Source organism: Streptomyces sp. NBC_00727, from assembly GCF_045161745.1.
Taxonomy (GTDB): domain Bacteria; phylum Actinomycetota; class Actinomycetes; order Streptomycetales; family Streptomycetaceae; genus Streptomyces.
The window spans coordinates 4,634,804-4,646,229 of the sequence record NZ_CP108981.1; the positions used below are offsets into that span (position 1 = coordinate 4,634,804).

Consider the following 11,426-nt stretch of genomic DNA (forward strand, 5'->3'; position numbering starts at 1 on the left):
AGAGGGCATATCCCTGACAGGTCGGCGTCCGGTCACCAACCAGGCGGACGCCGTGTCCAAGTGAGCGGCGTCGAGTCCGCTCGCCCGGGAGGCCCTTTGCACACGAAGGTCCGTACACACCGTGCGGCTGACGCGGAGGGCCGGCGCGCGGCCCGCGCAAGGTGGCCGGAGCCCGGTCCGTCCTCTCCCATTGGGATGCTCCGCGACGCCGTCGCACCCCAACCTCTTCCGAGGGGGTACGTCCTTCCGTGGTGACCAGCACTAAGCGCCGCATGCCCGACAGGCGCACCTACGTTCTCGACACCAGCGTCCTGCTGGCCGATCCGAACGCCATGGCCCGCTTCGACGAGCACGAAGTCGTGCTCCCGGTCGTCGTGGTCACGGAACTGGAGGCCAAACGGCACCATCCGGAGCTCGGTTACTTCGCCCGCCAGGCCCTGCGCCTGCTGGACGACTTCCGGGTCCGCTACGGCCGGCTGGACGCGCCGATCCCCCTCGGGGACCTCGGCGGGACGCTCCGCGTCGAGCTCAACCACTCCGATCCCGGCGTCCTGCCCGCCGGCTACCGGTTGGGGGACAACGACTCACGGATCCTCGCGGTCGCGCGCAACCTCCAGGCCGAGGGGTACGACGTCACGGTCGTCTCCAAGGACCTCCCGCTGCGCATCAAGGCCTCATCGGTGGGCCTCCTCGCCGAGGAGTACCGCGCGGAGCTGGCGATCACCACCTCCGGCTGGACGGGCATGGCCGAACTGCCCCTCGCCGCCGACCAGGTGGACCTGCTCTTCGCCGAGGAGCGGCTGTACGTCCCCGAGGCCGCCGACCTGCCCGTGCACACCGGCCTGGTCCTCCAGTCCGAACGCGGCAAGGCGCTCGGCCGGGTGACGCCCGACGGCAGTGTGCGGCTCGTGCGCGGCGACCGGGAGGCCTTCGGCATCCACGGCCGCAGCGCCGAACAGCGCATCGCCCTGGACCTCCTGCTCGACCAGGAGGTCGGCATCGTCTCGCTGGGCGGCCGGGCCGGCACCGGCAAGTCGGCGCTGGCGCTCTGCGCGGGCCTGGAAGCGGTGCTGGAGCGCGGGCAGCACAAGAAGGTCATGGTCTTCCGCCCGCTGTACGCGGTGGGCGGCCAGGAGCTCGGCTATCTCCCCGGCAGCGAGGCCGAGAAGATGAGCCCCTGGGCGCAGGCCGTCTTCGACACCCTCTCGGCCGTCTCCGGGCGCGAGGTCATCGAGGAGGTGCTGGGGCGCGGCATGCTGGAGATCCTGCCGCTCACCCACATCCGGGGGCGTTCCCTGCACGACGCCTTCGTGATCGTCGACGAGGCCCAGTCGCTCGAACGGAACGTCCTGCTGACCGTCCTGTCCAGGATCGGCACGAATTCCCGTGTCGTCCTCACCCATGACGTGGCCCAGCGGGACAACCTCAGGGTCGGCCGGTACGACGGAGTGGTCGCCGTCGTCGAGAAACTGAAGGGGCATCCGCTCTTCGCGCACGTCACGCTCACCCGCTCCGAGCGCTCCCGCATCGCCGCCCTGGTGACCGAAATGCTGGAGGAAGGCCAGATCTGACACGGATTGGGGGACCGACGCCGCCCGGCGGGCCAAGGAGCCTAGCCGGGCGGCGTCGTGTTGCGGCGCCTTTTCCGTAATTCAGGTGCTCCAAACGGGGTGTGACCTTTCACACTCAACGGAGAATTGCTTCCCGCGGCCCCGTTCCGGCAGAGTCTTGGTTCCGTCAGGCCCCGCATACGGCACACAGGCACCTCCAGAGGCGCCACGCACCACACAACTCAACAACCGCCGTCCGTATGCCGCCCGCGAGTACCACGCGGCGCTCCCCCCCGGGGAGTCGCCCACCGGGCCCGTGCCTCCCGTGACCCAAGCAGTAGGGAGGCCAGTGCCAGGGGCACGATTGCGCCCGCGAGGTCACCTAAGCGGGCGATGCTGGAAGGACACCGTGTGAGCCGGATCTCGGTCCGGGGGTTCGCAGTGGCATCCGCCACCGCGGTCACCACCGTAGGCGCCGTCGTAGGCGTTGCATCGGGCAGCACCCCTGCTGCCGACGACAACAACTTCGAGGCGACCGCAGCCGACACCACGCTGCTCGCAGATATCCCCGCGGGCCAGCAGGCCCAGGTCCAGACCGCTTCGCTGACGCAGCAGGCCGACGCGCAGGCGTCCGCGGCCGACTCGGCCGCGAAGAAGTCCGCGGAGGAATCGGCCCGTATCCAGGCCGCCAAGGACGCCAAGTCCAAGAAGCAGGCGGCCGAGGACAGGCTGGAGCGCGAGCGCCAGGAGAAGAAGGACGCGGCCGAGCGCGCCAGCCGCTCCGAGGTCCGCTCCACCGCCTCGTTCGCCACCCAGGGCTCTTACACGGTGGCCGAGATCCAGGCCATCGCGCGGCAGATCGTGCCGGCCGACCAGTTCCAGTGCTTCAGCAACATCGTGAACCACGAGTCGACCTGGAACTACCGGGCGACCAACCCGTCTTCCGGCGCCTACGGCCTCGTCCAGGCCTATCCCGGCTCGAAGATGGCGTCCGCCGGAGCCGACTGGCAGACGAACCCGGCCACCCAGATCAAGTGGGGCCTCAGTTACATGAACGGCCGCTACGGCAGCCCGTGCGGTGCCTGGTCCTTCTGGCAGCAACACCACTCGTACTAGAACCTTCCGAGGTTCACGTCTCAACCTCGCGAAGCCCCTCGCCGTCCTACGGTGAGGGGCTTCGCGCGTGTACGGTCATGCGGAACCGTTCCCGGGGGAGCGGTGGGGAGAGCGGACGGGGGTAGAGGAACCGTTATGTCGAAACTGCCGGGGTGGCTCGGACAACTGGGTGCTGAACTGAGCAGGCTGAGCGAGCGCCTCGACGAGCGGCGCGCCGAGTCGGAGGCCGACGATCCTGTGCTCGGGGGACCGGTTCCGGACGGGTCGGGCAAGGACGAGGCCGTCGACCAGGTGCCCGCACCGCCCACGTACGCGCCCTCCGTCGCCGCGCGGCCCGATCCCGTCGCGACCATCCCCTGGGGAATGCGGGTCGCCGCCGAGGCCGGCTGGCGGCTCCTGGTGCTCGCGGGGACCCTGTGGGTACTGATGCGGGTCATCAGCGCCGTGCAGCTGGTGGTGCTGGCCTTCGTCGCCGCGCTGCTCGTCACCGCGCTGCTCCAGCCGACCGTCGCCCGGCTGCGGCGCCACGGGCTGCCGAGGGGACTGGCCACCGCCGTCACCGCGGTCTCCGGCTTCATCATCATGGGCCTGGTCGGCTGGTTCGTGGTGTGGCAGGTCATGGACAACATCGACACCCTGTCCGACAAGGTGACGAAGGGGATCGACGACCTCAAGAACTGGCTCCTGGCCAGCCCGTTCCATGTGACCGACAAACAGATCAACGACATCGCCAAGAACCTGAGCGACACCGTCGGCACCAACACCGAGGCGATCACCTCCGCCGGGCTCCAGGGCGTCACCGTCGTCGTGGAGTTCATGACGGGCGCGCTGCTCGCGATGTTCTCGACGCTCTTCCTGCTCTACGACGGCGCGCGCATCTGGCAGTGGGTGCTCAAGCTGGTGCCCGCCCAGGCGAGGCCCGGGGTCGCCGGAGCCGGGCCGCGCGCCTGGCGGACGCTGACCGCCTACGTACGCGGCACGGTCATCGTCGCCCTGATCGACGCGATCTTCATCGGGCTCGGGATCTACTTCCTCGATGTGCCGATGGCCGTACCGCTGGCCGTCTTCATCTTCCTGTTCGCGTTCATCCCGCTCGTCGGCGCGGTGGTCTCCGGGGCGCTGGCGGTGGTCGTCGCACTGGTCACCGACGGCGTGTTCACCGCGCTGATGGTGCTGGCGGTGGTCCTCGCGGTCCAGCAGATCGAGGGCCACATCCTGCAGCCGTTCATCCTGGGCCGGGCGGTGCGGGTGCACCCGCTGGCCGTGGTGCTCTCGGTCGCCGCGGGCGGCATGATCGCCGGGATCGGCGGTGCGGTCGTGGCGGTGCCGCTGGTCGCGGTGACCAACACGGTGGTCGGCTATCTGCGGTCGTACGGCCAGGAGGAGTCGCGCCGCCACTCGCCGCCCCCGCACGGGGCGACCGCGCTGGACGCGGCGCCGACGGCCGCCCCCGGCCCCACGCAGGAGAAGGGCGACGGCGAGCCGTCCCCGGACGCCTCGTAACGCGTACGCACGGAAGAAGGGCCCCTCGGACGGTCGGTCGTCCTCGGGGCCCTTCTCGTATCCAGGGTACGGCGCCTACTGGGCGAGTACGGCCTCGGCGTCGAGGGTCACACCCACCGCCTGGATCACCGAGGCGATCTTGACGGCTTCCTGGATGGTCTCGCGGTCCACGCCGGCCTTGCGGAGCACCTGCTCGTGCGAGTCGAGGCACTGGCCGCAGCCGTTGATCGCGGAGACGGCGAGCGACCACAGCTCGAAGTCGACCTTCTCCACGCCCGGCTTGCCGATGACGTTCATCCGCAGACCCGCGCGCAGGTTCCCGTACTCGGGGTCCGAGAGCAGGTGGCGGGTCCGGTAGAAGACGTTGTTCATCGCCATGATGGCGGCGGCCGACTTCGCGGCGGTGTACGCCTCCGCGGAGAGGTTGGCCTTCGCCTCCGGCTCCAGCTCGCGCAGCACCCTCGGCGAGCGCGAGGCGATCGCGCAGGCCAGGACGGTGCCCCAGAGCTGCTGCTGCGGGAGCTCGCTGTTGCCGATGACCGAACCGAGGTTCAGCTTCAGGTCCTTGGCGAAGTCCGGTACGGCGGACTTCAGTTCGTCGAGTGCCATGGTGGTATCAGCTCACTCGCCCGAGAGGAGCGCGACCGGGTCCAGGGTGTTCTCGCCCTTGGTCCAGTTGCACGGGCACAGCTCGTCGGTCTGCAGGGCGTCGAGGACCCGCAGGACCTCCTTGGGGTTACGGCCCACGGAACCGGCGGTCACCATCGTGAACTGGATCTCGTTGTTCTGGTCGACGATGAAGACGGCGCGCTGCGCGAAGCCGTCCTCGCCCTCGATGCCGAGGTCACGCATGAGCTCGTGCTTCGAGTCGGCCATCATCGGGAAGGGCAGGTCGGTCAGGTCCGGGTGGTCCTTGCGCCAGGCGTGGTGCACGAACTCGGAGTCGCCGGAGAAGCCGAGGATCTGGGCGTCACGGTCGGCGAACTCGTCGTTCAGCTTCCCGAAGGCGGCGATCTCGGTGGGGCACACGAAGGTGAAGTCCTTCGGCCACGCGAAGACGACCTTCCACTGACCTTCGTAGGTCTTGTGGTTGATCTGCTCGAACTCCTTGCCGCTCTCCAGCGACACGCAGGCGGTCAGGTCGAACTCGGGGAACTTGTCACCGACAGTGAGCACGCGCTCTCCTTGCAGCGTAGGTTCTCCCCTTTTGAGGGAGTTCCTGGGGGTTGGACGATCACCACCATGGCACAGAGTGCATTGATCGCGGAAATAGCTACACTCGGTCGTGATGATCGGAGGTACCTATCAGTGGTGCAGAGCAATCCGGGTAACCGGCACAAACAGCCCAGCCTCTCGCAGCTGCGCGCCTTCGCCGCCGTCGCCGAATATCTGCACTTCCGGGACGCGGCGGCCGCAATCGGGATGAGTCAGCCGGCGCTCTCGGGGGCCGTGTCCGCGCTGGAGGAGGCACTGGGTGTCCAGCTCATCGAGCGTACGACGCGCAAGGTGCTGCTCTCGCCCGCCGGGGAACGGCTCGCGGTGCGGGCGCGCGTCGTGCTCGAAGCCGTCGGCGAGCTGATGGAGGAGGCCGAGGCGGTCCGGGCACCGTTCACCGGGGTGCTCAGGCTCGGCGTGATCCCGACCGTCGCCCCGTATCTGCTGCCGGCCGTGCTGCGGCTGGTCCATGAGCGCTACCCGGACCTCGACCTCCAGGTGCACGAGGAGCAGACCTCCTCGCTGGTCGAGGGGCTCGGCGCCGGACGGCTCGACCTGCTGCTGCTCGCCGTGCCGCTCGGGGTCCCCGGGGTCAGCGAGCTGCCGCTGTTCGACGAGGACTTCGTGCTGGTCATGGACCGCGGCCACCGGCTCGGCGGACGGGCCGACATCCCCCGCGACGCGCTCCGCGAGCTGCCGCTGCTGCTGCTCGACGAGGGGCACTGCCTGCGGGACCAGGCGCTCGACATCTGCCGCGAGGCCGGCCGTACGGAGGGCGCGCCGGTCACCACGACCGCGGCCGGGCTCTCCACCCTGGTGCAGCTGGTGGCCGGCGGGCTCGGGGTGACGCTGCTGCCGCGCACCGCGGTCACCGTCGAGACCGCCCGCAACGAGGCGCTGACCACGGGGTACTTCGCGGACCCGGCACCGACGCGACGGGTGGCGCTGGCGATGCGGACCGGGGCGGCCCGGCAGGAGGAGTTCGAGGAGTTCGCGGCGGCCCTGCGCGAGGCGATGCGGGCTCTGCCGGTACGCGTGACGGCGGGCGGCCGGACGTAGAGGCGTCCGGCCGCCCGCCGGGGTTGTCACTCGCTGCGCAGCCCGTCCGGGCGCATCATGCGCCACAGCGGCGGCAGGGAGAGCAGGGTGACCAGGAGGATGAGGGCCCCGCCCGCGCCCGCCAGGGGCAGGAACACCAGCCAGTCGGACACCTCCTTGCGGACCATCCAGCACAGCGTGGCGCCCAGTGCGAGGCCGCCGGCCACCGCCACTACGAGCCCGATGACCACTGGGAGGGCGGTCTGCCACAGCACCGACCAGGCGAGTGTGACCCGCCGGGTGCCGAAGGCGACCAGGACCGAGAGCAGCCGCTTGCGCTCACGCAGCTGCTCCAGCTGGGAGACCAGCATGGAGGCCGCGATCAGCAGCAGCGTGACCGTGGCGCCGACCTGGAGGCCGGTCTGGATGCTGGCGTACTGGCGGTCGCGTGAGACGGACGTGAGGGTGACCAGGCGCATGCCGGGGTCGATGCGGGCCGCCGTGTTGCGTACGTACTCGGCGGCGTCCGGGACGCTCTCGTCGATGCGGATCTGCGAGGTGGTGATCGCGCCCGGCAGGGTGGTCGCGTCGACCGCACCGGGGGTCACCATGATCCCCCAGTGGTCCTCGCCGACCGGGTCCTTGCGGCTGACGACGGTCTTCGCGTCGGCGGGGAGCGTCCAGCGCAGCTTCTTGCCGCTGCCCGACTCGAACTCGACCTCCTTGCCCTTGCGGGCGGTCTTGTCCATCCAGCCGGTCATGTCCTTGTCGTTCCTGGGGTGCACGACGAAGCTGTCGCCGTCCTCGCAGGAATCGATGCGGGCGACCTCGCGCAGCGTGGCGCAGTCGCCGACGTTGAAGGAGGTGGTGGGCGGGATGTCGTCCTCGGCGTACTTCCCGGGCTTGCTGACGTACGCCTCGACCATGCCGATGACCTGGGTGACGCCCTTGGTGGCGCGGAACTCCTTGATGGTGTCCACGGCGGCGTTTCCGCTGACGTGCTCCGACACGGCGTAGAACTGGGCGCGGGTGGGGTCCTGCCCGGTGGCCTTGTTGAAGTCGGCGTTCATCGAGGCGAACAGCATCTGTACGGCCACCGCGCCGGCCACCGCCACGGTGACGCCGCTGACGGCCCGGGAGGCGGTCCCGCTGCTCAGCTGGAGCCTGCGGGTGGCGAGCTGCCAGGGCACCGGGCCGCCGCGCAGCCGGTTGACGGACGCCTCGACCAGCCACGGCAGCAGCAGGGCGAGCCCGACGAGGACCAGGACCGCGCCGGTGGCGATGGCGTACGGGTTGCCGACCTCGTACTCGCCGGCCTGTCCGGTGGCCTTGAACACGCCGAGCCCCACCAGCGGCAGCAGCAGCCGCCACCACAGACGGCGCTTGCGGGCCCGGCTGTTGCGTACGACCCCGAGGGGTTCGATGACCACGGAGCGCATCGCGGACAGCGTGACCAGGACCGCGGTCAGCGGGACGGCGACCGCGATGAGCAGGCACAGCCGAAGGTCGGGGGCGAGGTCGGCGGGGAAGGCGCTGACGTCCCAGACCTCGATGTAGCTCACGAACTGCCGCCCGGCCAGGAAGAGGACGAGGCCGATGAGCACACCGAGCACCGAGCCGAACAGGGCCTCGCCCGCGGCGATCCGGCGGGTCGACCTGATGTCCGTACCGACCAGGCGCAGCGCGGCCAGCCGGCGGTCGCGGCGGTCGCCGCCGAAGCGCACGGCGGTGGCGATGAAGATGGCGACGGGCGCGAGCAGCACCACGCAGACCATGATCACCAGCACCACGAGCAGCGGGGCGAGCGGCGGGGTCGGCTCGGGCTCGCCGTATCCGGTGACGCGGTGGCCGCCCGCGGCCGGGGTCAGGGTGTCGCTGCCGGCGTAGAACCACAGCTCGTTGGGTGAGCGCAGTCCGTCGTCCGCGATGGTGCCGGTGATCTTGTACGGGTAACGCTCCTTGAGCAGGGCGTTGTCCGGGTCGTTCAGCAGGTCCTTCAGGGCGGGGGAGACGACCATCTCGCCGGCGGCGGGCATGGCGTCGATGCCGGGCGGGAGCACCGGGTGGGCGCCCTCGGCGCGCATCAGATAGCCGGTGATGCTGCGGTCGTGGTATTCGGTGTCCGCCGCGATCCGCAGGACCGAGGTGTCGGACTTCTTGCCGTGCGCGTCCGGGTTCTCGGAGGTCTTGGTCTCGCTGCGGGCCGTGTCGCGGGCGTTGCGCGCGTCGAGCGCGTGCGGCACGGAGGCGGCGAGGAACAGGAGCGTCACGCCGAGGCCAACGCCGACGGCGGTGAGCAGGGTGCGGGTCCAGCCCTCGCGCCCGCCGGCGGCGGCGAACCGGATGCCGAGGGCGAGGTCGCGCAGCCAGGGTGCGGTACGGGAGGGGCGGGCCGGCGGCGGCGCGGGCGCGGGGGCCGGGGTCCGCTTCTCGTCGAGGAGCGTCATGCGGCGTGCTCCAGGTCGCGGGCCCGGCCGTCGCGCACGGTGACGTCGCGGTCGGAGTAGGCGGCGACGCGGGCCTCGTGGGTCACCAGGACCACGGCGACGTTGGCGGAGCGGGCGGCCTCGGTGAGCAGCTGCATGACGCGCTCGCCGTTGAGGGAGTCCAGCGCGCCGGTCGGCTCGTCGGCGAAGATCACCTTCGGGGAGCCGGCGAGCGCGCGGGCCACGGCGACGCGCTGGCCCTGGCCGCCGGAGACCTCGCCGGGGCGCTTGGCGCCGATGTCCTCGACCTCCAGGCGCTCCATCCAGGCGCGGGCGGTGCGCTCGGCGTCCTTGCGGCGGGTGCCGTTCAGGCGGAGCGGCAGGGCGACGTTCTCCACGCAGGTGAGCTCGGGGACGAGCTGGCCGAACTGGAAGACGAAGCCGAAGTCGCTGCGGCGCAGGGCGCTGCGCTCCGCGTCGGACATGGCGGACAGCTCGCGGCCGTCGTAGGTGATGGTGCCGGAGTCCGGGGTGATGATCCCGGCGAGGCAGTGCAGCAGCGTGGACTTGCCGGAGCCGGAGGGGCCCATGACCGCGACGACCTCGCCGGGGTGGACGGAGAACGAGGCGCCGTCGAGGGCGGGGGTCGATCCGTAGGTCTTGCGCAGGTCGTGCGCGGCGAGCAGGGAGCCGGCGGGGGTCATCACGCGGTCACCACTTTCTGGAGCTGGCCGAGGCGGGCGGCGGTCAGTTCCAGCCAGCGCAGATCGGCTTCGAGGTGGAACAGGGCGTGGTCGCAGATCAGCTGGTCCGCGAGGTCGCCGTGCCGCTTCCGGTCGGTGAGGATGCGCATCAGGCGCAGGTGCTCGGAGCGCTGGGCGTCCAGCACGTCCCCGGCGTTGCGGCCGGTGAGCATGGCGAGGACGACCTTGGTGTACAGGGTCGACTGGAGGTACGGCTCCGGCTTCTCGGGCTGCGCGAGCCAGGTGGCGACATCGGTGATGCCGGCGTCGGTGATCGCGTACCGCTTGCGTTCGGGGCCACCGCCGCTCTCCACGCCGTCGACCTCGACGAGGCCGTTCTTCAGGAGCCGGGACATCGTCGAGTAGACCTGCCCGTAGTGCAGGGGGCGGTCGTGCCCGAACTTCTCGTCGAACGTCCGCTTGAGGTCGTAACCGTGGCGGGGGCCGGACTCCAGGAGCCCGAGCAGCGTGTGGCCGATAGACATGACCGGCACTCTACATGGTGTGTATACCCGCCGTGTATACGCAGGGGGTACACCCGAACGGCGCATGTCAACGGCCCGCCCCTCGCGGGACGGGCCGTAGGTGTGTCACTCGTCGCCCGGCAGCTCCCGGGCTTCCCCGGGCGGGCGTCCCCGGCGGGGGATCGGCGCCGCCCCGCCAGGCAGCCGGCCCGCCTCGGCGAGCGCGCGCCGCAGCAGGAACTCGATCTGCGCGTTCGCGCTGCGCAGTTCGTCCGACGCCCAGCGGGCCAGCGCGTCGTGCACGACGGGGTCCAGCCGCAGCAGCATCTGCTTGCGCTGTCGCGGCCGGGCGCGGGGCGCTTCCCCCGGGCTCTCCTCGGTCACTGGTAGAGCGTGCCCGTGTTGAGGACCGGCTGGGCGGCACGGTCACCGCACAGGACCACCATCAGGTTGCTCACCATGGAGGCCTTGCGCTCCGCGTCCAGCTCGACGATGTCCTGCTCGGCGATCCGGGTCAGCGCCATCTCGACCATGCCGACCGCGCCCTCGACGATCTGCTGCCGGGCCGCGACGACCGCGCCGGCCTGCTGGCGCTGGAGCATCGCGGAGGCGATCTCGGGGGCGTACGCGAGGTGGCTGAAACGCGACTCGATGATGCGGACGCCGGCCGCCTGCACCCGGGCGGTCAGCTCCACGGCGAGCTTCTCGGTGATCTCCTCGGCGTTGCCCCGCAGCGAGAGGCCGCCCTCCTCGTGGGCGTCGTACGGGTACTCGATGGCGATGTGCCGGACGGCGGACTCGGTCTGGGTGGCCACGAACTCCAGGAAGTCGTCGACCTCGAAGAGCGCCTGCGCGGTGTCCTCGACCTTCCACACGACGATCGCGGCGAGCTCGATGGGGTTGCCGTAGGCGTCGTTGACCTTGAGGACGGCGGTCTCGTGGTTGCGGACGCGGGTGGAGATCTTCCGGCTGGAGGTCAGCGGGTTGACCCAGCGCAGGCCGTCGGTGCGGATGGTGCCCACGTACCGGCCGAACAGCTGGATGACCCGCGCCTCGCCCGGTGCGACCATCTTCACACCGCCCATGCAGAAGAACGAGGCGATGGCGAGCAGGACGCCCAGGACGCAGAGCGGGATGCCCACGGCGTTGTTCCCGTTCGAGCCGATGACGCCCCCGACGATGGCGAGGGCGATGCCGGCGATCACGCCGATCACGGTCAGCAGCAGCCCGAGGCCGCCGGCGATGCTGTGCGCCTTCGTCTCGCGGACCTGCGGTTCGGGCATCTCCGGGGCGTCCGGGGCCAGTCCGGCGGACGGCTGGGCGGCGGTGTTCCGGTCGTGCGGATCGGTCATGGTTTCCCCCGTGATGGCG

At 70.8% G+C, this 11,426-nt stretch carries 11 protein-coding genes; 4 read left to right on the forward strand and 7 right to left on the reverse strand.

Translation table 11 applies throughout. The features are described from left to right. Window positions 1-248: 248 nt before the first annotated feature. The 3 genes from OG242_RS21135 (at window position 249) to OG242_RS21145 (ending at window position 4,169) form a co-directional block, all read left to right on the forward strand. Window positions 249-1,571, forward strand: a complete 1,323-nt coding sequence (locus OG242_RS21135; protein ID WP_405899653.1) for a PhoH family protein — start codon at window positions 249-251, stop codon at window positions 1,569-1,571. Window positions 1,572-1,961: 390 nt separating this feature from the next. Then, entirely contained in the window at window positions 1,962-2,666 is a 705-nt protein-coding gene (locus OG242_RS21140; RefSeq protein WP_405899654.1) for a transglycosylase SLT domain-containing protein, read from the forward strand. Between the two features lie 135 nt (window positions 2,667-2,801). Further along, complete coding sequence (locus OG242_RS21145) at window positions 2,802-4,169, forward strand: AI-2E family transporter (protein WP_405899655.1); 1,368 nt, start codon at window positions 2,802-2,804, stop codon at window positions 4,167-4,169. Window positions 4,170-4,244: 75 nt separating this feature from the next. Here the strand turns inward: OG242_RS21145 and OG242_RS21150 are convergent, their stop codons facing one another. Then, entirely contained in the window at window positions 4,245-4,778 is a 534-nt protein-coding gene (locus tag OG242_RS21150; protein ID WP_405899656.1) for an alkyl hydroperoxide reductase, read from the reverse strand. A gap of 12 nt (window positions 4,779-4,790) precedes the next feature. After that, a complete protein-coding gene (locus OG242_RS21155; RefSeq protein ID WP_299532842.1) occupies window positions 4,791-5,345 on the reverse strand; it encodes a peroxiredoxin in 555 nt (184 codons plus the stop codon). Between the two features lie 132 nt (window positions 5,346-5,477). Between OG242_RS21155 and OG242_RS21160 the strand changes: the two genes are divergently transcribed. After that, window positions 5,478-6,443 (forward strand): hydrogen peroxide-inducible genes activator, encoded by a 966-nt coding sequence (locus OG242_RS21160; protein ID WP_405899657.1) that lies wholly within the window; start codon window positions 5,478-5,480, stop codon window positions 6,441-6,443. 26 nt (window positions 6,444-6,469) lie between these two features. Here OG242_RS21160 and OG242_RS21165 read toward each other — a convergent pair whose 3' ends face one another. The 5 genes from OG242_RS21165 to OG242_RS21185 form a co-directional block, all read right to left on the reverse strand. Beyond that, window positions 6,470-8,869 (reverse strand): ABC transporter permease, encoded by a 2,400-nt coding sequence (locus OG242_RS21165; protein WP_405899658.1) that lies wholly within the window; start codon window positions 8,867-8,869, stop codon window positions 6,470-6,472. Then, complete coding sequence (locus OG242_RS21170) at window positions 8,866-9,552, reverse strand: ABC transporter ATP-binding protein (protein WP_405901679.1); 687 nt, start codon at window positions 9,550-9,552, stop codon at window positions 8,866-8,868. Before OG242_RS21170 ends, OG242_RS21165 begins: the two co-directional genes overlap by 4 nt. After that, complete coding sequence (locus tag OG242_RS21175; RefSeq protein WP_405899659.1) at window positions 9,552-10,076, reverse strand: PadR family transcriptional regulator; 525 nt, start codon at window positions 10,074-10,076, stop codon at window positions 9,552-9,554. The genes OG242_RS21170 and OG242_RS21175 overlap by 1 nt, the downstream gene beginning before the upstream one ends. A 105-nt stretch (window positions 10,077-10,181) precedes the next feature. Beyond that, window positions 10,182-10,439: a hypothetical protein gene (locus tag OG242_RS21180; RefSeq protein WP_405899660.1), complete on the reverse strand. Its 258-nt coding sequence runs from the start codon at window positions 10,437-10,439 to the stop codon at window positions 10,182-10,184. Next, window positions 10,436-11,407: an SPFH domain-containing protein gene (locus OG242_RS21185; RefSeq protein ID WP_405899661.1), complete on the reverse strand. Its 972-nt coding sequence runs from the start codon at window positions 11,405-11,407 to the stop codon at window positions 10,436-10,438. Before OG242_RS21185 ends, OG242_RS21180 begins: the two co-directional genes overlap by 4 nt. Window positions 11,408-11,426 lie beyond the last annotated feature (19 nt).

Excerpts from the sequence above, each read along its gene's own strand:
- OG242_RS21145 (WP_405899655.1), top strand. The coding sequence starts at position 2,802 with ATGTCGAAACTGCCGGGGTGGCTCGGACAACTGGGTGCTGAACTGAGC.
- OG242_RS21150 (WP_405899656.1), bottom strand. The coding sequence starts at position 4,778 with ATGGCACTCGACGAACTGAAGTCCGCCGTACCGGACTTCGCCAAGGAC.
- OG242_RS21175 (WP_405899659.1), bottom strand. The coding sequence starts at position 10,076 with ATGTCTATCGGCCACACGCTGCTCGGGCTCCTGGAGTCCGGCCCCCGC.
- OG242_RS21185 (WP_405899661.1), bottom strand. The coding sequence starts at position 11,407 with ATGACCGATCCGCACGACCGGAACACCGCCGCCCAGCCGTCCGCCGGA.
- OG242_RS21170 (WP_405901679.1), bottom strand. The coding sequence starts at position 9,552 with ATGACCCCCGCCGGCTCCCTGCTCGCCGCGCACGACCTGCGCAAGACC.
- OG242_RS21165 (WP_405899658.1), bottom strand. The coding sequence starts at position 8,869 with ATGACGCTCCTCGACGAGAAGCGGACCCCGGCCCCCGCGCCCGCGCCG.